Here is a 23,297-nt window from a genome sequence, read left to right as displayed (position 1 = left end):
ATGTCCATGACCGATCGGCGGGGTGCAGTGTCGGGTCCGTCCGTCTGATCGGAACACATCCCGAAGGGACGACTCATGGCACTCTCCCGTTCGGCACGTTTAGGGGCCCTCGCGACAGCGGCGGCCTCTTTCCTCGTCATCGCCGCCTCCTCCGCCTCCACTCCGGGCGCCCCCGGTATCGGCGACACCTACTTCCCCAATCTCGGCAACGGCGGGTTCGACGCCCGCCACTATGCCCTCGACGTGGCGTACAACCCGGACACCGACCGCCTCGACGGCCGTACGACGCTCACCGCCCGCGCCACCCAGAGCCTCTCCTCCTTCGACCTGGACCTGCAGAAACTGGAGGTCGCCGGGGTCGAAGTGAACGGCAGACGCGCCGAGTTCACCCGGGACGGCGACGAACTGCACATCACCCCGCGCGGCGCCCTTCCCGAGGGCCGCGACTTCATGGTCACCGTCACCTACGGCGGCGTCCCCGAACCCCTCGGCGGCCCGATCATCTTCGGCTCCCCATACGGGTGGATGAAGACCGCGGACGGCGTCTTCGTCGTCTGCGAACCCAACGCCGCCTCCACCTGGTTCCCGTCCAGTGACCACCCCTCCGACAAGGCCACGTACGACATCCGCATCAAGGCCCCCAAGGGTCTGACCGCCGTCTCCAACGGCCGGCTCGTCTCGACGTACGACAAGGGCGACTCGACGTACACCCACTGGCGCGAGAGCAAGCCCATGGCGACCTACCTTGCGACCGCGACGATCGGGAAGTTCGACGTGAAGACCGGCCGGACGCCGTCCGGGATCCCGATCTATGTCGCGATCGACCCGGTGCTCGCGAACAGCAACAGCGTCGACGTGTACGCCGTCACGGCCGCCGCCACCGACTACTGGTCGCAGGTCTTCGGCCCGTACCCGTTCGAGGAGACCGGTGCGATCGTCGACGACATGCCGCAGGCGGGGTTCTCGCTGGAGGTGCAGAGCAAGCCCGCCTACTCGGCCGTGCGCAGCGAGATGACGATCGTGCACGAGCTGGCCCACCAGTGGTTCGGCGACTCGGTCTCCGTCGAGCGCTGGCAGGACACCTGGCTCAACGAGGGCTTCGCCACCTACGCCCAGTGGCTGTGGGCCGAGCACCAGGGCACGCGCAGCGCGCACGACTCGTTCCTGGCCGCCTACAACGCCCGCCCGGCGGACAGCGCCTTCTGGCAGACCGTCGTCGCCGATCCGCAGCGCGACACCATGTTCACCTCCGCCGTCTACCAGCGCGGCGCGATGACCCTGCAGATGCTGCGCGAACGCATCGGCGACACCGCCTTCTTCAAGCTGCTGCCGACCTGGACGAGGATCCACCGCTACGGCAACGCGAACACGGCCGACTTCATCAGGCTGGCGGAGAAGGTCAGTGGTCAGCGACTGGACGACCTGTTCCAGACCTGGCTGTTCACAACAGGGAAACCGACCCTCTGACCCTTGTATTGCAAGGGGAGCACCCTCTCATAGGTAAGAATGTATGGGTGTTCCCGCAACTGTTCAGTCCCTCCGTCCAGCACACGCTCGACCTCGTCGGCATCTTCGTGTTCGCCATCTCCGGCGCGCTGCTGGCCGTCCGCAAGAATTTCGACATCTTCGGGATGGCCGTACTCGCCGAGGTCACCGCGCTGGGCGGAGGGCTGCTGAGGGACCTGATCATCGGGGCCGTGCCGCCGGCCGCCTTCACGGACCTGGGCTACTTCCTCACCCCGCTCCTCGCCGCCCTCCTGGTCTTCTTCCTCCACCCGCAGGTGGAGCGCATCCAGGTCGCCGTCAATGTCTTCGACGCGGCCGGCCTCGGCCTGTTCTGCGTCGCCGGGACGACCAAGGCGTACGAGTACGGGCTCGGCCTCACCCAGTCCGCGACCCTCGGCCTCGCCACCGCCGTCGGCGGCGGGGTGCTCAGGGACGTACTCGCCAACGAGGTGCCGTCGCTGCTGCGCTGGGACCGCGATCTGTACGCGGTCCCGGCGATCGTCGGCGCCACCATGGCCGTCCTGTGCATCCGCTACGACGCCCTGACCCCTTTCACCAGCGGGCTCGCGGTCGTCACCGCTTTTGTCCTGCGGCTGCTCGCGATGAAGTACCACTGGCGAGCGCCGCGTGCGTGGAACCGGCGGTCGACGGTACGTGAGGAGTAGCGCCCCGGGTCCGGAGGTGGTGCTGGCCCATCTCCACCGTGAGCCAGCGGAACGAAGGAACCACCTGCGGCCGCCACAGCGCCATGGTGTGGCCGCCCGCGGTCTTCGGGATGAAGATGACGTGCACGGTCGTCGGGGCCTTCGCGGTCTGTTCGAGGGCGACGCCGGCCTCGTAGCCGTCGTGCGGCTGGCCGGAGACGTACAGCGCGATCCGGGGCGGGGTGGGCGACTTCCGCAGCAGCAGGTAGGGGTTGTTCTCGGCCCTGACCGTCGGGTTCTGCGCGGCGAGCGAATTGCGTTCGCCGATCGGGTCGTTGTAGCCGGACATGCTGATCGCGGCCATGTAGCGGTTCGGGTGCGCCACCGCCAGCTTGACCGCGCAGTGCGCCCCGGCCGAGTACCCGGCGGTCGCCCAGCCCTTGGGGCCCGGCTCGGCGCGGAAGTTGTCCATGACCATCTTCGGTACGTCGATGCTGAGCCAGCTGTCGGCGTTGACCTGGCCGGTGATGTTCGCGCAGCCCGTGTCGACGCCGGCCAGCAGGTTGGTGCGCGGGGCGACCAGGATGAACGGCGCGACCTGGCCGCTGCGCATCAGCGGGGCCAGCTGCTGGGTCGCCTTCATCGAACCGAACCATGCCTTCGCCGAGCCCGGGTAGCCGGGCAGCAGCTCCACCACCGGGAACTTGTGGTGCCGATAGGCGGGTTCGTCGTACTGCGGCGGCAGCCACACGTAGACCTCGGCGTTCACACCGGAGACCCGGCCCTTGAGCTGGGTCTCCTTCACGTCGCGCATCCCCGGTCCGGTGGCCGGGGTGAAGTTCTGCCTGACCTTGGGCAACCGTTTCAGCGCTATTCCGCCGGTGCCGTCGGCGCCGAGGTTGGCGGCCTGCTGCACATGGTTGCCCGTGCCGAGCAGGTCGTCCCAGTTGTCGTACAGGTTGTTGGCGTTGTTGACGAGCGTGAAGACCAGCGCGACCGCCGTCCCCTGGGCGAACAGCAGCATCAGCATCCGGGCAGCCGTGCGCAGGGCCTTCGGCCCGCGCATCCGCGTCCACAGGGCGAGCGGCAGTATCAGGGCGACCGCGAACAACACGATCAGCGTGTAGAGGAACGGAGTCCCGGTGAGGCTCATGTCCCCATAGAGGGGGAGAAGGGGCCCCGGGTTGAGGACGAGTGCGGACACTTACCAAGAAATTGCCGGAACCTCACCCGGGAGGGTGGCGGTGGCACGAACGTGTCACGCAGCCGTAACTCAGAAAGCTACCGCTTAGTAGTTTCTCATTGTACGGTTCAGGCATGTCAGAAGCAGCTTCCGCGCAGGCCGTCAGGGCCGCCATCGGCGACAGCGAGTTCGACCGGGACACCGCGCTCGTCCCGCGCGCACCCGGCGTGTACGACATCGACCTCTCCGCCGGCTGGACCATCATCAACGCAGTGAACGGCGGCTATCTGCTGGCCGTCCTGGGTCGCGCACTCGCGGACGCCCTGCCGCACTCCGACCCGTTCACGATCTCGGCCCACTACCTCACCGCGTCCCAGCCGGGCCCGGCGGTCGTCCGCACCGACGTCGTACGTACCGGCCGCACCCTCTCGACCGGCCAGGCCTCCCTCTTCCAGTACGACGAGCAGGGCCGCGAGGTGGAACGCATCCGCGTCCTCGCCTCCTACGGCGACCTGGACTCGCTGCCCGAGGACGTCCGTACGACGGCCCGGCCGCCCGCGATCCCGCCGCTGGACCAGTGCTTCGGCCCCTCGGACGGCCCGGCGCCCGTCTCGGGCAGCTCGGCGATCGCCGACCGTCTGATGATCAAGCTCGACCCCGCCACCCTCGGCTGGGCACTCGGTGCACCGTCCGGCAAGGGCGAGATGCGCGCCTGGTTCGGCCTGGCGGACGGCCGGGACGCCGACCCGCTCTCCCTCCTCCTGGCGGTGGACGCGCTCCCGCCCACCGCCTTCGAGCTCGGCCTGAAGGGCTGGGTCCCCACGGTCGAGCTGACCGTCCACGTCCGCTGCCGCCCCGCCCCGGGCCCGCTGCGCATCTCGATCACCACCCGCAACCTCGCCGGCGGCTTCCTGGAGGAGGACGCCGAGGTCTGGGACAGCGCGGACCGCCTGGTCGCCCAGTCCCGCCAGCTCGCCCGGGTCAGGCTCCGCTGAGCGGCGCCCGCCCGAGCCAGGCCGCCAACTGCCCGTAGATGTCGGCTCCTTCGGGGGCCGACAGGGCCCCGGCGAAGGGAGTCTGCTCGTCGCGCTCCGGGGCGGGCAGGACCCGGCGGGCGGTGGCGAGGGCGAACTCGGCCAGTTCCGGGTCGAGTTCAAGAGGGCGACCGAGGGATTCGGCGAGGTCCCAGGTGTGGGTCACGAGTTCCATCACATAGCCGGACAGGGCCGCGCGGCCCGGGACCTCGCCCCACGGCACCCGCACCGGCGCCTCCATGCGCGCGTCGCTCTCCCAGGCCTTCAGGACCCGGGTGCGGACCTCGTCGTACACCGCCGTCCAGTCGTCGTCCGCCACGTCGTCCGCGAACGGGCGTACGGCGAGCCCGTCGCCGCCCTCGCCGACCACCGCGATACGCAGGGTGCCGCCGACGATGTGGCTGAGCAGGGTGCGGACGTCGTACTCGGTACAGGGGGTCCGGCCCGTCAGCTGCTCGGGGCGTACGGTCTTGATCAGCGCCGCCATCTGCTCGGTGGCGCGGGTGTACAGGGGGCGGGGGTCGATGGCGTTCATGGGGGCCTCTCCTCGGCGGGTTCTGACGGGCTCTCGGGTCAGAGACTCGCCGCATAACCTGACAGTTTCCGTCAACATTTGCCGGAGACCTTCGCGCGGCGCGATTCTGGTGCTGTGAAGTCCGACCGCCTGCTCTCGATCCTGCTGCTCCTGCAGACCCGCGGCCGCGTCCCCGCGCATGAACTCGCCGACCGGCTGGAGGTGTCGGTGCGGACCATCTACCGGGACGTCGAGGCCCTGTCCGCCTCCGGGGTCCCCGTCTACGCCGAGCGCGGGCGGCACGGCGGCATCGAGCTGCTCGCCGGGTTCCGTACGGACGTCACGGGGCTGACCGCCGACGAGTCCCGGGCGCTGTTCATCCTGGCCGCGCAGGGCGCACACGCCGCGCTCGGCCTGGACGCGGCGCTCGGCTCGGCGCTGCGCAAGGTGATGGCCGCGCTGCCGGCGCCGTACCGCCCGGCCGCCGAGGTGACCTCCCGTCGCATCCTCGTCGACGCCACACGCTGGAAGGGCGGCCCGCAGCCCGTCGTCGACCTGGGCACCCTGCAGGACGCCGTCTTCGCCGACCGTCGGCTGCGGCTGCGCTACCGGCACAGCGGGGAGCAGGAGGCGCGGACGTACACCGTCGATCCGTACGGCCTCGTGTCGAAGGCCGGTGTCTGGTACCTCGTCGCCGACCGCCGTACGAAACCGCAGCTCTTCCGGGCCGACCGGGTGCAGTCCGCCACCGTCCTGGACGACGCCGTGAAGCGGCGGCCCGGCGTCGAACTCGCCGATGTCTGGGAGGTGCTGCGCCGCCAGGTCGAGGAGCGCCCCGGCGGACTCGATGTCACCGTCCGCGTCCGCCGCGACCGCCTCGACATGTTCCTGCGCCTGAACGCCTCGCAGCTCGCCGGACTCCCCGACGACGACGGCGAGAGCGAGTGGGTGACGGCGCGACTGTCGTACGGAGTTGTCCGCGAGGCCCGCGCGCTGCTCGCGTTCACCGACCGGGTCGAGGTCCTCTCGCCTCCCGAGGTGCGCGCGGAGCTGGCCGCGGCGGCCGCTTCTGTCACGGACCTGTACCAGCGAGTAGGCGAGCGTGGTTTGTGAATCCGCAGTTCAGGGCGATGTCTTGAGGTGCGCTTTACCTGAATCACAGACCGGGGACAGTGGAGGCTCAAGGAAGCCCTAAGCGCCGTTGATTGAGTTCCCGCACTCAAGACTCCCTCATCTTCCTTGGAGTTGTTTCTCATGAAGCGTGTGCGTCTCGTCCCCGCAGTCGCCCTGCTGGCGCTCTCGCCTCTGGTCCTGGCGGCCTGCGGTTCGAGCGACTCGTCGTCGTCCTCGAACAGCGGCAACTCCGGCCAGCAGCAGGCCTGTCAGGCACCGACCGGCAACGCCTCCGGGCGTCCGAGCGGCGCCCCCTCGGGTGCTCCTTCGGGTGCCCCCACCGGCAAGGCCGGCGCCAAGCCGTCCGGTGCCCCCTCGGGCATGCCGAGCGGTGCGCCCAGCGCCGGCTCGGCCGCCGGCGGCGGTCAGGGCGGCCCTGGCGGCGGTCAGGGCGGGGGCTGCGGCGGCGGTCAGGGCGGTGCCGGGGGCGGCGGTGCGATGCCCAGCGGCGCCCCCTCCGCGCAGGCGACCAAGAACTGACCACGGCAAGGGGCGGCACTCCCGGTGAACGGGGGTGCCGCCCCTTCGTGCTTCCCGGGCTCAGTCCAGCCAGTGGTGCCGCCCGATGCTGATCAGCCGCATCTGTCGGGTCGCGACCTGTGCCACGCGCTCGCGCTCCTCCCTCGGACCCTCCAGCGCCTCCAGGAACAACGACGCGGTGATCAGCATCTGGTCCACGTACAGATGGGCCAGCATGAGCAGGTCGTCGTCGTTCCAGCCCGCGGACACGGGGTCCTTGGCGAGCTCGGCCTTCACCTCCTTGACGAACCGGGCCAGTTGGTCCCGGATGGCCTCCCGCACCGGCTGGACCCCGCCGTGCCGCTCCCGGGCGATGAAGCGGACATGGGCGGGGTACGCGTCCACATGGCCGGCGATCAACTCGATGGCGCGGGCTATGCGTTCCTCGCTGGAGTCGGCCGCGGACACCGTCGTCCGGATCATCGGGTGCAGGCTGCCCAGCGCCTCCTCGACCAGGGACACGCCGAGGTCCGCCGTGGAGCGGAAGTGGCGGTAGAAGGCGGTCGGGGCGACTCCGACGGCGCGTGTGACCTCCCGCAGACCCAGGCTGCTCAGGCTCTGCTCCTCCAGCAGACCGAGCGCCGCGTCCAGGAGCGCCTGCCGGGTCTTCTGCTTCTGGGCCTGCCGGATGCCGAGGGTGTGACTCATGTCATCCAGTTAACAACTGTTCTCTGGATTTGAAAAGCCGTGAGGCGCGCTAGACTCAGGTTCAGTGAACAAGTGTTACTACAACCGTTCACCGAAACTTAACGAGAGGCGCCCTCACAAGGCGCCCGGAGGGGGATCGAATCCCATGCTGTTCCTCGTCGCCGCACTCATGCTGCTCGGCGTGGTCCTGGGCACCGTGGCCCACGCGCCGCTCACCGTCACCGCTCTCGTGGCCGCCGGCATCGCCGTCTGGCTCGGCATCTTCGCCGCCCGTGAGCGCCACAGCCGCCGCACCTCGGCCAACTGACCGCCCGACCCGACTTCCCGTCACTGGAGATGAGCACGATGCAACTGACCGCCCCGGCCACGAGCCGCACCGACACCACCACCCGCAAGTCCGCCCGTGACGCCGACGGCATGGCCGTCGCGTCCTTCATCCTCGGCCTTCTCGGCCTCCTCGTGCTGAACGTCTTCCTCGGCCCCGTCGCCATCGTCCTGGCCGCCGTCGCCCTCTGGCGCGGCACCACCCGCCGCGGCCGTGCGTACCTGGGTCTGGGCCTGGGCGTCGCCGACCTGGCGGTCCTGGTGATCGCCATGCAGATGTCCAACACGGTTTCCTGGAGCCTGTGAGCCCGAGGCACACACCATGACGAACGGCCGACCTCCCCGAGGACGACGGGGCCCGGTCGCCGAGCCCGGCCTTGACGTACGGCCGACGACAGGGGCCCCGTAGAATCGGGCCCACCATGGCTTACCTCGACCACGCCGCGACGACCCCGATGCTCCCCGAGGCGGTCGAGGCGATGACCGCCCAGCTGAGCGTCACGGGCAACGCCTCCTCCCTCCACGCCTCCGGCCGGCAGGCCCGACGTACCGTCGAGGAGGCCCGCGAGACCCTTGCGGAAGCGCTCGGCGCCCGCCCCAGCGAGGTCGTTCTCACCTCCGGCGGCACCGAGGCCGACAACCTCGCGGTGAAGGGCCTCTACTGGTCCCGCCGTGACGCCGACCCGGCCCGCAGCCGCGTCCTCGCCAGCCCCGTCGAGCACCACGCCGTCCTCGACGCCGTCCACTGGCTCGGCGAACACGAGGGCGCCACCGTCGAGTACCTCCCGGTCGACACATACGGACGGGTCCACCCCGAGGCACTGCGCGAGGCCATCGCCCGCAACCCCGACGACGTGGCCCTGGCCACCGTGATGTGGGCGAACAACGAGATCGGCACGGTCATGCCGGTCCGTGAACTCGCCGACGTGGCCCGGGAGTTCGGCATCCCGCTGCACGCCGACGCGGTCCAGGCCTTCGGTCAGGTCCCGGTCGACTTCGCCGCCTCCGGCCTCGCCGCGATGACGGTCTCCGGCCACAAGATCGGCGGCCCGTACGGCATCGGCGCCCTGGTCCTCGGCCGTGAGTACACCCCCGTACCCGTCCTGCACGGCGGCGGCCAGGAGCGCCACGTCCGCTCCGGCACCCTCGACGTGCCCGCGGTCGCCTCCTTCGCGGTGGCGGGCCGGCTGGCCGCCGAGCAGCGCGAGTGGTTCGAGCGGGAGATCGGCGCCCTGCGCGACAGCCTGGTCGAGGCCGTCCGTACGGCCGTCCCGGACGCGATCCTGGGCGGGGACCCGGTGGACCGCCTGCCGGCCAACGCCCACTTCACCTTCCCCGGCTGCGAGGGCGACTCGCTGCTGCTGCTCCTCGACGCCCAGGGCATCGAGTGCTCCACCGGCTCCGCCTGTACCGCGGGCGTCGCCCAGCCCAGCCATGTGCTGCTGGCCACCGGCACCGCCCCCGACCTGGCTCGCGGCACCCTCCGCTTCTCCCTCGGCCACACCTCCACGGAGGCGGACGTCGAGGCGGTCGCGAAGGCGATCGGCCCGGCGGTCGAGCGTGCTCGCGCCGCCGGGCTGACCTGAGGCGCACCGATCCGACCGCGCTAGCTGTCGGTGATCATCAGGGACGCCATCATGCCCTCGTCCTCGTGCTGCAGCAGATGGCAGTGGAGCATGTACATGTAGGTGTCGTCGGAGAAGTCCGTGAACTCCATGGCGATCTCGATGGATCCGCCGCCGACCACTTCGTAGGTGTCGAACCAGCCGAGGTCGACACCGGTCGGATCCGAGCCGTTGATGGAGATCAACTGGTACGGCACGTCGTGCAGATGGAACGAGTGCTCCAGCTGGGTGCTGTTCTTGATCGTCCAGATCTCCTTGGACCCCAGTGTGGTGCTGATCATGGCCATCGCGGACATGCTCGTGCCGACCGAGCCGTTGATCGTCATCGAGGTGCCGCTCTGGCCCAGCGTGATGGTCCGGGCGGTGAAGTCGCTGGTGTCGTACCGGTCGATCGTGTTGAGCGAACTCGGCAGGTCGTCCGGGGTGTCGGTGCCGGACGCGGTGATCGCGAGCACGTCGTATGTGCCGCTGCCGCCGCGCACCCAGCCGGTGGTGACGACGGCCTGGAGCGTGACCGCGTCCGACAGGTCGAGGACGAACTCGGCGCGGGCGCCCGCCACCAGCCGGATGCTGGTCACCTCGGTGGCCGCGGTGAGATAGCCCTGGTCGGTGGCGATCTGGTTGAGGTTGCCGCCGTCGCTGCGCTGGATGGTGATGATGTCCGACGGCGAGGCGTTGAGCACGCGGAAGCGGGTGCGGGTCTTGGTCGCCGTGAAGGTGAGCGTGGTGTCGTCGACGTTGGTGCCGTTGAGCAGCAGCGGGAATTCCAGCCCGCTGGTCAGATAGCCGGTCAGGTTGTACTTGAGGTCGCCGGCGCTGTCGGCGGCGAGGCTCTGGAAGATGAGCGGGATGTCGTCGGTGCCGTAGGTGCTGGGAAGGTCGGAGGACGCGGTGGAGTCGTCCTCGACGATGATCATGCCCGCCAGGCCGTGCACGGCCTGCTTGGCCGTGGTGCCGAGGGCGTGCGGGTGGTACCAGAGGGTCTTGGCGTCGTCCTTGACCGTGAACGTCGGAGACCAGGTCTCCCCGTCGGCGAAGGCGACCTGGGGGCCGCCGTCCATCTTGGCCGGGACATGGGCACCGTGGAAGTGGACGGTGGTGTCCTCGCCCAGGCTGTTGGTGATGTTGAGGAGGACCGTGTCGCCGCTGGTCCACTTCATGGTGGGGCCGAGGAACGACTGGTTGTAGCCCATCGTGTCGCTGGTGACCCCGGAGATCACCTCGGCGGTGCCGGTCTGCGCCTCCAGCGTGAAGGTGGTGGTGCTGTCCGAGGTGGTGCCCTCCAGCAGGTCGGGGACGGTCAGGGTCGCGGTGTTGGTCGCGGCGGAGGCCTTGCTCTTCCCCGCCTCGGTCAGCAGGGAGAAGGCGGCCCCGGCCCCCGCGACGGCCCCGAGGCCGACTCCGGCCATGCCGCCGAGGAACCTGCGGCGGTGCATGCCTTTGCCCTTGCGGGCGTTCTCACCGTGTCCGTCCGTGCCCGAGCCGTGCTCTGTGGTGTGAGTCATGGGCGGGATCGTTGAACTAAGGGCTGTGTAAGCACTGGGGCGAAGTTAGGAAGCAGCCGCGAGGGCTGTGAAGGCGCCCTGAGCGTCTGGTGCCCCTCAACTCCCTTGAGGGAAAGTCGAGTTGAGGAAGGCCAGATCGCGCATGGCGTGAGGGACGCAACGGACACCTCGTCCGGGCGGAAGGCTTTACGACTTCGTTGTCTTCGCCGACCGCACGAGCCCCATGTACCGGTCCCAGTCCCAGTACCGCCCCGGGTCGGTGTGGTCCGTCCCCGGTACCTCCACATGCCCGATGATGTGCTGCCGGTCGACGGGTATGCCGTACCGCTTGCAGATCCCTGCCGTCAGCCGCGCGGAGGCCGCGTACATCGCGTCCGTGAACGAGGACGCACGCTCCACGAAGCCCTCGTGCTCGATGCCGACACTGCGTTCGTTGTACTCCCGGTTGCCCGCGTGGAACGCCACGTCCAGCTCGCGGATCATCTGTGTGATGTGCCCGTCCTTGCGGACTATGTAGTGCGCCGCGGCCTTGTGGTCCGGATCCTCGAAGGCCTTGACCGCACTCGTGAAGCCGCCCTGGGTGACATGGATGACCACCCGGTCTATCGCGTAGTCGTCCGGCCGGTCGGCCCGCCGGTAGTTCGCGGGCGAGGCCGCCACCCACTGCGCACCCAGGAAGTCGACCGCACCCGCCACCCGCGGCTTCTCCACCCCCGGCAGCCGCCACCACAGGTGCGACAGCTCGCCGCGCGCCAGCACGGCCGTGCCGACGGCGGCCGCCGCCCCGCCCGCCAGCAGCGCACGGCGCCCGATCCGCCGGTCCGCGTCGCTCTTCCCTGCCCCCATGTGATCACCAACGCATACTCGTGGGCTCCGGTTCCCGCGCCCCCTTACTCTTGAAGGGCTATGACTGACACCTCGCAGCGCCCCCGCCCTCTTCGCGTACTCGCCGCCATGTCCGGCGGAGTGGACTCCGCCGTCGCCGCCGCCCGCGCCGCGGAGGCCGGCCACGATGTGACCGGCGTCCACCTCGCGCTCTCCGCGAACCCGCAATCGTTCCGCACGGGCGCGCGTGGCTGTTGCACCATCGAGGACTCGCGCGACGCCCGCCGCGCCGCGGACGTCATCGGCATCCCGTTCTACGTCTGGGATCTCGCCGACCGGTTCCGCGAGGACGTGGTCGAGGACTTCGTCGCCGAATACGAGGCCGGCCGCACCCCGAATCCGTGCCTGCGCTGCAACGAGAAGATCAAGTTCGCCGCCCTGCTCGACAAGGCCCTGGCCCTCGGCTTCGACGCAGTCTGCACCGGCCACTACGCCCAGGTGATCGTGAACGAGGACGGTACGCGCGAGCTGCACCGCGCCTCCGACATGGCCAAGGACCAGTCGTACGTCCTCGGCGTCCTCGACGAGAAGCAGCTGGCGCACGCGCTCTTCCCCCTGGGCGACACCGTGACCACCAAGGACGAGATCCGCGCCGAGGCCGAGCGCCGCGGCCTCGCGGTCGCCAAGAAGCCCGACTCGCACGACATCTGCTTCATCGCCGACGGCGACACCCAGGGCTTCCTCGCGGGCCGGCTGGGCAAGGCCGAGGGCGACATCGTCGACGAGTCGGGGACGAAGGTCGGCACGCACGAGGGCGCGTACGGCTTCACCATCGGCCAGCGCAAGGGCCTGCGCATCGGCACCCCGGCAGCCGACGGCAAGCCGCGCTACGTCCTCGACATCTCGCCGGTGAACAACACGGTGACGGTCGGCCCGGCCGACGCCCTGGACGTGACCGCGCTGACCGCGATCAAGCCCCGCTGGTGCGGCACGGCCCCCTCCGGTCCCGGCAGCTACACGGCCCAGCTGCGCGCCCACGGCGGCGAGACCGAGGTCACCGCCGAGTTGGTCGACGCCACCCTGGAGGTCTCCTTCACGGAGCCGGTCCGCGGAGTCGCCCCCGGCCAGGCGATCGTGCTCTACGACGGCACGCGCGTGGTGGGCTCGGCGACGATCGCGACGACCACGCGCGCGAGGACGACGACTTCGGTCGCGTAAGCCCTTAGGAAACCTTAGGAAACCTTAGGAAGGCGCCCACAGCTCGAACCGGCTGCTGCCCCAGGCCGTCGCATACGGCACCGTGCCGATGAGGCGGTAGCCGGTCGAGTGGATGAGCGCGTCACGGACGGTCGTGCTCTGGCCCGTCGGGTTGCCGCGGTCGAGCACGATCAGTGTGAAGTGCCGCTCCGCCACGGCGGCCTTGAAGCCCGCGGCCCCGGTGAGGTGCCGCCCGGAACGGCTCGTGTAGTCGATCGTGTAGGTCGAGTTCCACCGGCGGTACGAGGTGTCCCGCCCCAGCGCGTAGACCGGCACCTCGTAGGTGTCGGCGAGATACGTGCCGTGCGCGTCGACATGCGGCCGTAGAGCGGCCACCAGGGCCCTGGAGTCGGGCCATGCGTGGAAGTTGTCGTACGCCTGCGACATGCCGCTGGACAGCAGGACCACGCCCAGGAAGATCGCCCACTGCGGGTACTTGAAGTGCGCGCCCATCAGCCGCGTGACGCCGACCCCGGCGAGCGGTGCGGCGAAGAACAGGCCGTAGCCGATGTGCTTGTGCAGCGAGACCTCGGTGTGCAGGTGCAGCTGGTAGGCGGGTGCGAGCAGGGCCGTGCCGACCAGCAGCAGACCGAGTGCGGCCCGCCAGCGGGCGCCCGGCAGGGCCCCGCGCCAGCCCGGCATCTCGCTCATCCGGCCGCTGCGGACGTAACTGAACGCCCCCAGGAGGGCCACAGCGACCGCCAGGCCGCCCCAGCGGGCGCAGTCCCGCAGAATCGTCCAGGAGGGCGTCGTACCGGCCGCACGGGCCGTGGTGGTGGACTGGATCGCCGCCAGGTACCCGGAGGCGTACAGCCCCGCGCCCAGCAGCACGGCGGTGACCACGGCCAGCAGCACGCCACGCGCCAACGCCCTTGGCAGACCGCGCCGTTGGTAGGCGGTCAGCACGCACAGCAGCACCACGGTGGGCAGATACAGCGCCGAGGCGTACTTGACCGCCACGGCGAGCGCGGCGACCGGGGCGGCGAGCAGGGTCAGCAGCGGGTGCGAGTCCGCGGTGCGTACGACGATCCAGGCGGCCAGCGCCAGCAGGAACAGGGCGAGGGCGTCGTACGTGGCGAAGTTGCCCATGAACGCGGTCGACTGGGCGATGGCGAAGACACCGGCCGCACACAGTCCCGCCCGCTCGTTGAACAGCCGGCGCGTCATCGCGTACAGCAGGGACGTGCAGCCCAGCATGCAGGCGAGGCTCAGCGCGCGGGCCCCGGCCAGCCCGAACACGGAGTCGACGGCGGCCGCCAGGACCGGGTAGAGCACGGGCGCGCCGGAGAAGTAGCTCTCGAAGCCGCCGTAGAGCTTTGTGCCGTGCAGCAGATGGCCGAGCTCGGCGTGGCCGGCGAACAGGTACAGCGCCTCGTCCTCGAAGGCGGTGTTCTGCAGGCGCAGCGACAGTGCGGTCTGCATCAGCAGCAGGGCGAGCAGGACGAGCCGGCTGACCCGGGCGCGGCGGGAGCTCGGGGCGGCGGACCAGCCGGAGTCGGGGGCGGGCGGGAGCGCGTAGCCGGACCTGCGGGGCCTGAGCACCCGCAGCTGCATCGTCTCGGCCACCCTCGACCGGGTCTTCGGCCGGGCCACGGGCAGTTGCATGGTGGAGTCGTTGCGTTCCATGGGGCCCCCTACGGTTTCCGGACGTCGAAGCCGAAGGAGTCGTCCGCCGCCGCCTTCTTGAACGCGGCGAGCGACAACGGGCCGCTGTTGATCCGCCAGTCGGCCTCCTTCTTGAGGTTGAACCAGACCAGGCCCAGAACGTCGGCACGCGCGCGTACACCCGCGAACAGATCGGCGATCTCGGTGGGCTTGCTCTCCCCGGCCTGGACACCCGTCTCCGCGATGAGGAACGGCTTGCGGCTGAAGCGGCGGATCTCGGTCATGGTCGGCCCGAACAGGGTGCGGAAGGTGGTCGGGCCGCTCAGTGCGTAGTAGCCGACGACGCCGATCCAGTCCACGTACGCGTCGCCCGGGTAGTACGGCTTGAGCCGGACGTCCGGGACCGGGTTGATGACGTTCGGGCTCCACACCCAGATGACATCGGCCGCGCCCTCGTCGGTGAACAGGTCGTGGATGTGCCGCCACGCGCGCGCGAAGTCCGCGGCGGCGGTCTTCTTGCTGCCCCAGGGGTACCAGCCGCCGTTCATCTCGTGCCCGAAGCTCAGCGCGAGCGGCCGGTTGTAGTCGCGCACGGCGTCGGCGAACTCCCGGATGTACGCGTCGTCCTTGCCGTCGGCGATCTGCGCGGCCGTACTGGAGAAGGGTTCCCAGACCAGGAAGGGCAGTTGGCCGCCGTCCCACACCGCGCGGTTGACCTCCGCCTGGAACGGGTCGCCCCATTTCGCGTAGTACTCACGCAGGTTGGGCCGCTTCCCGGCCTTCTCGGCGAAGGCGGTCACGGGCGCAGTGGCGCGGGGCGAGCCGTTGAAGGCGACACCGAGGTATTTGTGCGCCGGCTTCAGCAACGGGCGTATGTCGTACGGCGTTTCGACGCTCTGTGTCTGCTGCTGCGCCTTTGCCGCCGCGGCCGGGGAGACCTGCGGGGCGGGCGGCGCGCAGGCGGAGACAGCGGCCAGTAGGGATCCGGCGAGGGCGAGCAGCAGCAGGCGGCGGGGCCCGGTCGGCCGGCTCATACGGCGGCCGACTCGGCGTGCGGCTGGATCAGGGCGCGGGCGACCGCGACGCCGTAGAACAGGCCGGAGGCGAGCATCAGGGCGTAGTCGGACGGGCTGAGCGAGGTGCTCATCCGCCACACCGCGACCGCGATCCACGCCACGGCGGTCGTCCCGCTCCAGGCGTACATGCCGATCCACAGACGGCGCGTCTTGCTGCCCTTGGCGCCGCCCGCCCCGGTCGGCGTCCAGCCCATCGGACGGCGGCGCAGGGTGTCCCAGACGGCGAAGGCGTGCGCCCAGCCGTACAGGATGCGGGTGGCCCAGGCCTCCAGGCGGTAGGGATTGCGGTGCCAGATCGGGTAGATCACGGTCAGGTAGACGACGCTGGGCAGCACCAGGCCGATGTTCGCCAGCTTCAGCTGCTCGGGGGCCGCCAGCATGATCGTCAGGGCGATGAGCGGGCCGCTGAAGGTCAGCAGTCCGGTCTCGATGTAGTAGACGAATCCGGACAGATAGCACAGCCGGCTGACGAAGCGCATCTTCGTGCGCCAGAAGTCCCTGCTTCCCAGCATCGCCAGCGAGGCCATGCACCAGCGGTACTGCTGGCTGTAGAAGGCGCCCACGGTGTCCGGGCACACCCCGGTGGACAGCGCGACCGGCACGTACGTCAAATCCCATCCACGCGCGCGTAGTTCGAAGCCGGTGTACATGTCCTCGGAGTGCTCGACCAGGCTGGTGCCGCCGACCTCGGCCAGCGCGCTGCGCCGGTAGACCGCGCAGGAGCCGACGCAGATCGAGCCGTCGCTCTTCTGCCGGGACACCTGCACGCTGCGGTAGAACAGCTCCTGGACGGCCGCCGCCCCGCGCTCGATCCAGTTCTGCTGGTCCAGGACCCGGAAGAACTGCGGCGACTGCACGATGCCGGTGCGCGGCTCTCGGTCCATGTACGGCAGCAGTTCGTGCAGCAGGTCCGCGCGCGGGGCGAAGTCGGCATCCAGGATGAGGATGAACTCGCCCGAAGAGCGCTCGAATCCGTGCCGCAGATTGCCGGCCTTCTTCATCCAGCCGCGGTTGGGGCGCACCAGATACCGGAAGCCGAAGTCGTCGGCCATCGCGCCGATCTCCGAGTCGTCGGAGTCGTCCAGCACGATCGGGGTGACTCTCCCCGGGTAGTGCTCGGCCAGCGTGCGCACATGCAGCCAGGTGTTGTGCAGGACCTCGATGGGCTCGCCGCAGACGGGCAGGAAGACATCGACGTCCGGGTACCGCTCCGGCTGCCACGACTTGACCAGACGGCGGTGCCCGCGCAGGTCGAAGCTCGGGGTGAAGGCGTCCAGCCGGAACGAGATCAGAAAGCTCACGACCGACAGCAGCAGGAACGGGATGTAGGCCCAGATCCACGCGCTGGTCGCCGCGGCCTGCACCTGGCTGATCACCAGACACACGAACCCGACGAGGGAGGAATACGTCAGCACCCAGGTGTGGCGCCTGACGTACGAGATCTTCTCCCGGTCGTCGGGCGGGGAGGGCAGCAGCCCGGTGCGGTTCTGGCCGGAAAGGGCCTTGCGCGGTTCGGCCCGGCGGCGCCGCTGCGGCGGAACCGCCGGGATACCGCCGCCGGACAGGGTGTGCGCGGTGTTCATGGGTCGTGCTCCACAAGCGAGCCGGAATGCCGGGGGACAAAGAGGCTCGCCGGAAGCGCGAGTTGGTTGTGAAGCTTATGTGACCATCCGACTCGGTGGGTTTCCGGTTCATCAAGTCTTGACGTGGGAGCGCGCCCATTTTGTGCGCCCGACTAGAAGAACTCCGCAAGCGCCGGTGCCAGTGCGTTCGGATCCACCATGTGGGTCTGGCCCTCCAGAACCTGATACGTCCCCTGGGGTGCGGTTTCGGCCACGGCCCGGGCCGCCTCGCGCATCCACGGGGGGCTCGCACCGCCCGCGAGGGACAGGACGGGCACGTCGATCCCGGCCAGCCGGTCCCGCGGTACCAGACCGTCTCCCATCACTGCATTGTCGTACGCCAGACTCGGCGCGATCGCCTCCATGCCGGGCCACATGGGGGAGTTGCGGGCACCCTGGATCATCTCCTCGGCCAGCCCGGTGAGCCTGAGGAACAGCTCGACCGCGTCCCCGCGCCGGCCCTGCCCGAGCGCCTCGCCGAGCTGCCGGGTGTACTCGGCGCGCTCCTTCTCGCCGCCCTCGTACATGGCGAACGGCACCTCGTACACGGCGACCCGACGGAGCGGCAGCCCGCTCGCGGCCGCCTCCAGGACGAGTGCGCCGCCCGACGAGATGCCGTACAGCGAGGCCTCGCCGCCCACCGCGTCGACGAGCGCGGCGAGGTCCTCGACCTCGCGGGCCACCTCGTACGGCTGGGTGTCGCCGCTCTCGCCGCGGCCCCGGCGGTCGTAGGAGACGACGGTGAAACGGCCGGAGAGCGGCCCGGCGAGGGGCGCCACGGTGGCGCCCGTCGACATCGCGCCGCTGACCAGGATGACCGCGGGTCCCTGCCCGGTGCGTTGATACGCGATGGCGGTGCCGTCGCGCGAAATGGTCTTCTTGTCCATGCCTGTGGAGACTGCCCCAAGGCAGCGAAATAATCGCCCTTACTCGCTCACGACACCTCGACTTCGTAGAAGCAGAGGTGGTCCTTGATCTCGGCGACCTCGGGCTTGGGCTCGGGATAGGACCACACCAGGTCCGCCGCGTCCGGCAGCGACCAATAGCTCGCGGTGCCCTTGAACGGGCAGTAGGTGTGGGTGTCGGACGGGGTCAGCAGATCGAGCCGTACGTCCTCGGCGGGGAGGTAGTACCGCGGCGGACAGCCCGTCTCGCGCAGCACGAGGGGCCGTTCGCTCTCCGCCAGGACCTGCTCGCCGTGCACCACGCGCACGTGCTGGTCGACCTGCTCGATGGTGATCGTGTGTCCTTGGGCCATACCGGAAAAGCGTTCGCGGGCGCCCGGTTCTTCCCGCGTACGGTGATCCCATGCGAATCTGCGTCTTCCTCTCCGCCGCCGACCTCGACGACCGCTACACGCGCCCGGCGCGCGAGTTCGCGAAACTGCTGGGCAAGGGCGGGCACACGCTGGTCTGGGGCGGCTCCGACGTAGGCCTGATGAAGGTGGTCGCCGACGGCGTGCAGGAGGCGGGAGGGCGGCTCTGCGGGGTCTCCGTGGACTTCCTGGCGGCCACGGCGCGGCCTGGCGCCGACGAGATGGTGATCGCGAAGGACCTCGCCGAGCGCAAGAAGCTGCTCCTGGAGAAGGCCGACGCAGTGGTGATCATGGTGGGCGGCACCGGAACGCTCGACGAGGCCACCGAGATCCTGGAACTGAAGAAGCACGGCCACACCGACAAGCCGGTGGTCCTGCTCAACACCGCCGGCTTCTACGACGGCCTGAAGGAGCAGTTCCGGCGTATGGAGGACGAGGGGTTCCTGCCCCGTCCGCTCGCCGACCTGGTGTTCTTTGCGGAGGAGCCGGTGGGCGCGCTGGCGTACCTGGAGGAGGGCCAGGGCGTCGCATGACACCGGCGTGATGCGAGCATGGCGGGCATGGCTACACATGTGATCACCGGAGCGGGCTCCGGCATCGGCGCGGCCGTCGCCCGCCGCCTGCACGCGCGCGGGGACGAACTCGTGCTGCACGCGCGCGACGCGGGCCGCGCGAAGGAGCTTGCGGCGGCGTACCCCGGTGTGAAGACCCTGGTGGGCGACCTGGCCGACCCGGACAAGCTGTCCTGGGCCTTCTCCCACCAGACGCTCCCGGACCGCGTCGACTCACTGCTGCACATCGCCGGCGTGGTCGACCTGGGCCCGGTGGGCGAGCTCACCCCGAAGTCCTGGCGCCACCAGCTCAACGTCAACCTGATCGCCCCGGCCGAGCTGACCCGTCACTTCCTGCCCCAACTCCGCGCCGCCCGCGGCCATGTGGTCTTCGTCAACTCCGGCGCGGGCCTCAACGCCCACGCCGACTGGTCCGCGTACGCGGCGTCCAAGCACGGTCTCAAGGCCCTCGCCGACTCGCTCCGCCACGAGGAGCACGCGGCCGGTGTCCGCGTCACCTCGGTCTACCCCGGGCGCACCGCCAGCCCCATGCAGGCCAAGGTTCACCAGCAGGAGGGCAAGGAGTACGACGCGTCGAAGTGGATCGACCCGGAGTCGGTGGCGACGACGATCCTGATGGCCGTCGACCTGCCGCGGGACGCGGAGGTCAATGATCTGACGGTGCGGCCGGGTCGCTGACGGTTTTTCCTCGCCCCCGCCGCCCCTGCCCGTCCCGTCCCTGGGGGCTGCCGCCCCCAGACCCCCGCTTCGGCCTGAACGGCCTCGTCCTCAAACGCCGGACGGGCTGAAAGACCAAGCCCCGGCCGGCGAAAATTCAGCCCCTCCGGCGTTTGAGGAGCGGGGGTCCGGGGGCTGGCCCCCGGTACGGGACGGGTAGGGGCGGCGGGGGCGGGAAACATAGGCTTCTCGTGTGAACGCAGACCTTTCCTTCGGGCCGGCCACCGGCGTCGGCTCCATGCCCGGCGGCGACGCCCGTGAGGCCGCCAAGACCGTCACCGGGACGTTCGAGGACTTCCCGTTCCTCCCCGAGCTGCCCGCCCGCGGCCCCGGCGCCGACATGATCGGCAGGACCGCCGGCCTGCTCGTGGAGCTGTACGCACGCGTGGAACCCAGCGGCTGGCGGATCGGGGACCGTCCGGGCCGGGACACCAAGCGCGCACGCTCCTGGCTCGGCGAAGACCTCGACGCACTCGAGGAGTTCACACAGGGGTACGAGGGCCCGCTGAAGGTGCAGGCCGTGGGGCCCTGGACGCTGGCCGCCGCCCTGGAGCTGAAGAACGGCGAGGCGGCCCTCTCCGACACCGGCGCCTGCCGCGACCTCGCCGGCTCGCTCGCCGAGGGCCTGCGGCTGCACCTGGCGGAGGTACAGCGGCGCATCCCCGGCGCGCAGCTCGTCCTGCAGCTCGACGAACCGTCTCTCACCGCAGTACTCCGCGGCCACGTGAAGACCGCCAGCGGCTACCGCACCCACCGCGCCGTCGACCGCCAGCTCGTCGAGGCCACCCTCCGCGACGTCGTGGGGGTTCACGGCGACGGCCCCACCGTGGTCCACTCCTGCGCACCGGACGTCCCGTTCGCCGTGCTGCGCCGGGCGGGCGCGGCGGCGATCTCCTTCGACTTCTCGCTCCTCACCGAGCGTGACGACGACACGATCGGCGAGGCGGTGGAAGCGGGCACCCGGCTCTTCGCAGGTGTCGTACCGGGCACGGACGGCCGATTGTCAGACCCTGCCGGTAGCGTCATGGGTGTCAGGACGCTGTGGCGCAGGCTGGGGCTGCAACCGGGGCTTCTCGCGGAGGCGGTCACCATCACGCCGTCGTGCGGACTCGCGGGGGCCTCCCCGGATTACGCGCGCAAGGCCCTCGCCCACTGCGTCCGGGCGGCGAGATCCCTCGCGGACAACCCAGAGTAACGGGAGGACAACACGGTGGCCGGCGACAAGCAAGCGGAGACGACGGTGCCCGCCGAGGCACGGGAGCAGCACGCGAAGCTCGCTGAGCAGATCGAGGAGCACCGCTTCCGGTACTACGTGAACGACGCTCCGGTCGTCAGCGACGCGGAGTTCGACAAGCTCCTGCGTTCCCTGGAGGCGCTGGAGGAGGACCACCCCGAGCTGCGCACACCCGACTCGCCGACCCAGAAGGTCGCGGGTGCGTACGAGACGGAGTTCACCTCCGTCGAGCACCGCTCACGCATGCTCTCCCTCGACAACGCCTTCAGCGACGAGGAACTGGCCGCCTGGGCCGAGCGCGTCGCCAAGGACGTCGGCGGGCCCGGCTACCACCTCCTGTGCGAGCTCAAGGTCGACGGCCTCGCCGTCAACCTCACCTACGAGCGCGGCCGCCTCACGCGCGCGGCGACGCGCGGCGACGGACGTACGGGCGAGGACATCACCCCCAATGTCCGTACGATCGCGGAGATTCCGGACAGGCTGAGCGGCGACCGCGTCCCCGACCTCGTGGAGATCCGCGGCGAGGTCTACTTCCCGATGGAGAAGTTCGAGGAGCTCAACGCCCGCCTGGTCGAGGCTGGCGACAAGCCCTTCGCCAACCCGCGCAACGCGGCGGCCGGTTCGCTGCGCCAGAAGGACCCGCGCGTCACCGCCACCCGCCCCCTCCACATGGTCGTCCACGGCATCGGCGCCCTGGAGGGCTTCGAGGGCATGACCCGCCTCTCCCAGGCCTACGACCTGCTGAAGACCTGGGGCCTGCCCACCGCCAAGCACAACAGAGTGGTCGACGACCTCGACGGCGTACGCGAGTTCATCGCCTACTACGGCGAGAACCGCCACTCCGTGGAGCACGAGATCGACGGCGCCGTCGTCAAACTCGACGAGATCCCGCTCCAGGGACGCCTCGGCTCCACCTCCCGCGCACCGCGCTGGGCGATCGCGTACAAGTACGCGCCGGAGGAGGTCAACACCAAGCTCATCAACATCCGGGTGGGCGTGGGCCGTACGGGCCGGGTCACTCCGTACGCGCAGGTCGAGCCGGTCACGGTGGCCGGCTCGGAGGTCGAGTTCGCCACGCTGCACAACCAGGACGTCGTCAAGGCCAAGGGCGTCCTCATCGGCGACACGGTGGTGCTGCGCAAGGCCGGTGACGTCATCCCGGAGATCCTCGGCCCCGTCGCCGACCTGCGCGACGGCAGCGAGCGCGAGTTCGTGATGCCGGCCGAGTGCCCCGAGTGCGGCACGGCCCTCAGGCCGATGAAGGAGGGCGACGTCGACCTGCGCTGCCCCAACGCCCGCACCTGCCCCGCCCAGTTGCGCGAGCGGCTGTTCTACCTGGCCGGCCGCAAGGCGCTGGACATCGAGCACTTCGGATACGTCGCCGCCGCGGCCCTCACCAAGCCGCTGGAGCCGGCCGAACCGCCGCTGACCGACGAGGGCGACCTCTTCGACCTCACCGTCGAGCAACTGCTCCCCATCAAGGCGTACGTCCTAGACCAGGACAGCGGCCTGCCCAAGCGCGACCCGAAGACCGGCGAGGAGAAGGTCGCCACGGTCTTCGCCAACCAGCTGGGCGAGCCGAAGAAGAACGCGGTTGCCATGCTGGAGAACATCGCCGCGGCCAAGGAGCGCCCGCTCGCCCGCATCCTCACCGGGCTGTCGATCCGTCATGTCGGACCGGTCGCCGCCGAGGCGCTGGCCCGCGAATTCCGGTCGATCGAGCGCATCGAGCAGGCCACGGAGGAGGCGCTGGCGAACACCGACGGTGTCGGCGAGATCATCGCCGCCTCCCTCAAGGAATGGTTCGCCGAGGAGTGGCACCAGGAGATCCTCCGCAAGTGGCGGGCCGCCGGCGTCCGCATGGAGGAGGAGGGCTCGGGCGAGGACGAGGGCCCGCGCCCGCTCGAAGGACTGACCGTCGTGGTCACCGGCACCCTCGAACACTTCACCCGCGACGGCGCCAAGGAGGCACTGCAGAGCCGCGGGGCGAAAGTGACCGGGTCTGTTTCGAAGAAGACGTCTTTCGTCGTGGTGGGTGACAATCCCGGGTCGAAGCACGACAAGGCGATGCAGCTCAAGGTGCCTGTTCTGAACGAGGAGGGCTTCAACGTCCTACTCGAACAGGGACCGGACGCGGCGGCCGAAGTTGCGCTTCCCACAGCGGAATAGCGATTGAAGACCACCTGATCGGCGCATACCAGATGCATACGGGTGGCCGGGGTGCATTCGGGCAACCGTCTACGACCGCTGCCCGTGGAAGCCTTCTGCGGCCTACTGTTGAGGTGTGCACCTGCCGTGCCCAGCTGCGGTTGGGGCAACCCCTTGCTCTTGACGAGCAAGGGGAAGGGTTTTCCAAACGCGGCGCCGTTGATGGATGTCGGGCATCGGGCCGCGTGGCG

Annotated in this window: 23 protein-coding genes; 13 read left to right on the top strand and 10 right to left on the bottom strand. The window is 70.0% G+C overall.

Annotation, left to right across the window (positions count from 1 at the left end):
* Window positions 1-75 precede the first annotated feature (75 nt).
* Together P2Q00_RS40990 and P2Q00_RS40985 are read left to right on the top strand one after the other, a co-directional pair.
* Window positions 76-1,467, top strand: a complete 1,392-nt coding sequence (locus tag P2Q00_RS40990; RefSeq protein WP_275779697.1) for a M1 family metallopeptidase — start codon at window positions 76-78, stop codon at window positions 1,465-1,467.
* A gap of 47 nt (window positions 1,468-1,514) precedes the next feature.
* Window positions 1,515-2,171, top strand: a complete 657-nt coding sequence (locus P2Q00_RS40985) for a trimeric intracellular cation channel family protein (RefSeq protein ID WP_275779695.1) — start codon at window positions 1,515-1,517, stop codon at window positions 2,169-2,171.
* Here the strand turns inward: P2Q00_RS40985 and P2Q00_RS40980 are convergent.
* Window positions 2,080-3,303 carry an alpha/beta hydrolase gene (locus P2Q00_RS40980; protein ID WP_275779693.1) on the bottom strand — a complete coding sequence of 408 codons (1,224 nt, stop codon included), beginning with the start codon at window positions 3,301-3,303 and terminating at the stop codon, window positions 2,080-2,082. The two genes, P2Q00_RS40985 and P2Q00_RS40980, sit on opposite strands and share 92 nt — an antisense overlap.
* 164 nt (window positions 3,304-3,467) lie before the next feature.
* Here P2Q00_RS40980 and P2Q00_RS40975 point away from each other — a divergent pair, with 164 nt between their 5' ends.
* Window positions 3,468-4,328, top strand: coding sequence for a thioesterase family protein (locus P2Q00_RS40975; RefSeq protein WP_275779691.1), 861 nt, complete (start codon window positions 3,468-3,470; stop codon window positions 4,326-4,328).
* Here P2Q00_RS40975 and P2Q00_RS40970 read toward each other — a convergent pair.
* Window positions 4,315-4,902 (bottom strand): TIGR03086 family metal-binding protein, encoded by a 588-nt coding sequence (locus P2Q00_RS40970; RefSeq protein ID WP_275779689.1) that lies wholly within the window; start codon window positions 4,900-4,902, stop codon window positions 4,315-4,317. The two genes, P2Q00_RS40975 and P2Q00_RS40970, sit on opposite strands and share 14 nt — an antisense overlap.
* Window positions 4,903-5,016: 114 nt before the next feature.
* Here P2Q00_RS40970 and P2Q00_RS40965 point away from each other — a divergent pair, with 114 nt between their 5' ends.
* Complete coding sequence (locus P2Q00_RS40965) at window positions 5,017-5,994, top strand: helix-turn-helix transcriptional regulator (RefSeq protein ID WP_275779687.1); 978 nt, start codon at window positions 5,017-5,019, stop codon at window positions 5,992-5,994.
* 141 nt (window positions 5,995-6,135) lie between these two features.
* Window positions 6,136-6,534, top strand: a complete 399-nt coding sequence (locus tag P2Q00_RS40960; protein ID WP_275779685.1) for a hypothetical protein — start codon at window positions 6,136-6,138, stop codon at window positions 6,532-6,534.
* A 60-nt stretch (window positions 6,535-6,594) separates the two neighbouring features.
* On the opposite strand, the gene P2Q00_RS40955 is transcribed toward P2Q00_RS40960, so the two are convergent.
* Window positions 6,595-7,221 carry a TetR family transcriptional regulator gene (locus tag P2Q00_RS40955; protein ID WP_275779683.1) on the bottom strand — a complete coding sequence of 209 codons (627 nt, stop codon included), beginning with the start codon at window positions 7,219-7,221 and terminating at the stop codon, window positions 6,595-6,597.
* 145 nt (window positions 7,222-7,366) lie between these two features.
* On the opposite strand from P2Q00_RS40955, the gene P2Q00_RS40950 reads away from it, so the two are divergent.
* From P2Q00_RS40950 to P2Q00_RS40940, 3 genes are all read left to right on the top strand, one after another.
* A complete protein-coding gene (locus tag P2Q00_RS40950; RefSeq protein ID WP_030942782.1) occupies window positions 7,367-7,528 on the top strand; it encodes a hypothetical protein in 162 nt (53 codons plus the stop codon).
* A 38-nt stretch (window positions 7,529-7,566) separates the two neighbouring features.
* A complete protein-coding gene (locus P2Q00_RS40945) occupies window positions 7,567-7,851 on the top strand; it encodes a DUF4190 domain-containing protein (protein WP_275779833.1) in 285 nt (94 codons plus the stop codon).
* Window positions 7,852-7,967: 116 nt separating this feature from the next.
* Window positions 7,968-9,131: a cysteine desulfurase family protein gene (locus P2Q00_RS40940; RefSeq protein ID WP_275779680.1), complete on the top strand. Its 1,164-nt coding sequence runs from the start codon at window positions 7,968-7,970 to the stop codon at window positions 9,129-9,131.
* 20 nt (window positions 9,132-9,151) lie between these two features.
* Here the strand turns inward: P2Q00_RS40940 and P2Q00_RS40935 are convergent, their stop codons facing one another.
* Entirely contained in the window at window positions 9,152-10,675 is a 1,524-nt protein-coding gene (locus P2Q00_RS40935) for a multicopper oxidase family protein (RefSeq protein WP_275779678.1), read from the bottom strand.
* 186 nt (window positions 10,676-10,861) lie between these two features.
* A complete protein-coding gene (locus tag P2Q00_RS40930) occupies window positions 10,862-11,521 on the bottom strand; it encodes an N-acetylmuramoyl-L-alanine amidase (protein ID WP_275779676.1) in 660 nt (219 codons plus the stop codon).
* Between the two features lie 60 nt (window positions 11,522-11,581).
* Between P2Q00_RS40930 and mnmA the strand changes: the two genes are divergently transcribed.
* Window positions 11,582-12,718 (top strand): tRNA 2-thiouridine(34) synthase MnmA, encoded by a 1,137-nt coding sequence (gene mnmA, locus P2Q00_RS40925; RefSeq protein ID WP_275779674.1) that lies wholly within the window; start codon window positions 11,582-11,584, stop codon window positions 12,716-12,718.
* Between the two features lie 24 nt (window positions 12,719-12,742).
* Here the strand turns inward: mnmA and P2Q00_RS40920 are convergent, their stop codons facing one another.
* The 5 genes from P2Q00_RS40920 to P2Q00_RS40900 form a co-directional block, all read right to left on the bottom strand.
* The gene (locus P2Q00_RS40920) at window positions 12,743-14,383 is read right to left on the bottom strand and encodes a glycosyltransferase family 39 protein (protein WP_275779672.1); all 1,641 of its coding nucleotides are present in this window, start codon (window positions 14,381-14,383) and stop codon (window positions 12,743-12,745) included.
* Window positions 14,384-14,391: 8 nt separating this feature from the next.
* Window positions 14,392-15,396 carry a glycoside hydrolase family 26 protein gene (locus P2Q00_RS40915; RefSeq protein WP_275779669.1) on the bottom strand — a complete coding sequence of 335 codons (1,005 nt, stop codon included), beginning with the start codon at window positions 15,394-15,396 and terminating at the stop codon, window positions 14,392-14,394.
* The gene (locus P2Q00_RS40910) at window positions 15,393-17,021 is read right to left on the bottom strand and encodes a glycosyltransferase family 2 protein (RefSeq protein ID WP_275779668.1); all 1,629 of its coding nucleotides are present in this window, start codon (window positions 17,019-17,021) and stop codon (window positions 15,393-15,395) included. The genes P2Q00_RS40915 and P2Q00_RS40910 overlap by 4 nt, the downstream gene beginning before the upstream one ends.
* 152 nt (window positions 17,022-17,173) lie before the next feature.
* The gene (locus P2Q00_RS40905) at window positions 17,174-17,947 is read right to left on the bottom strand and encodes an alpha/beta fold hydrolase (protein WP_275779666.1); all 774 of its coding nucleotides are present in this window, start codon (window positions 17,945-17,947) and stop codon (window positions 17,174-17,176) included.
* A gap of 47 nt (window positions 17,948-17,994) precedes the next feature.
* Window positions 17,995-18,318, bottom strand: a complete 324-nt coding sequence (locus P2Q00_RS40900; protein WP_275779664.1) for a DUF427 domain-containing protein — start codon at window positions 18,316-18,318, stop codon at window positions 17,995-17,997.
* Between the two features lie 50 nt (window positions 18,319-18,368).
* Here P2Q00_RS40900 and P2Q00_RS40895 point away from each other — a divergent pair, with 50 nt between their 5' ends.
* The 4 genes from P2Q00_RS40895 to ligA all read left to right on the top strand — a co-directional run bounded on the left by P2Q00_RS40895 (window position 18,369) and on the right by ligA (window position 23,067).
* Window positions 18,369-18,908 (top strand): LOG family protein, encoded by a 540-nt coding sequence (locus P2Q00_RS40895; RefSeq protein ID WP_275779662.1) that lies wholly within the window; start codon window positions 18,369-18,371, stop codon window positions 18,906-18,908.
* 18 nt (window positions 18,909-18,926) lie between these two features.
* Window positions 18,927-19,625, top strand: a complete 699-nt coding sequence (locus P2Q00_RS40890) for an SDR family oxidoreductase (RefSeq protein WP_275779660.1) — start codon at window positions 18,927-18,929, stop codon at window positions 19,623-19,625.
* A 232-nt stretch (window positions 19,626-19,857) separates the two neighbouring features.
* Complete coding sequence (locus P2Q00_RS40885) at window positions 19,858-20,859, top strand: methionine synthase (RefSeq protein WP_275779658.1); 1,002 nt, start codon at window positions 19,858-19,860, stop codon at window positions 20,857-20,859.
* A 15-nt stretch (window positions 20,860-20,874) separates the two neighbouring features.
* The gene (ligA, locus tag P2Q00_RS40880) at window positions 20,875-23,067 is read left to right on the top strand and encodes an NAD-dependent DNA ligase LigA (RefSeq protein ID WP_275779656.1); all 2,193 of its coding nucleotides are present in this window, start codon (window positions 20,875-20,877) and stop codon (window positions 23,065-23,067) included.
* The last annotated feature ends 230 nt before the right edge of the window (window positions 23,068-23,297 follow it).

This window comes from Streptomyces coacervatus, assembly GCF_029223485.1.
In the GTDB taxonomy this organism is placed as follows: domain Bacteria; phylum Actinomycetota; class Actinomycetes; order Streptomycetales; family Streptomycetaceae; genus Streptomyces; species Streptomyces coacervatus.
The sequence above is the reverse complement of the archived record's forward strand: the minus strand, read 5'-3'. Positions and strand labels throughout refer to the sequence as shown.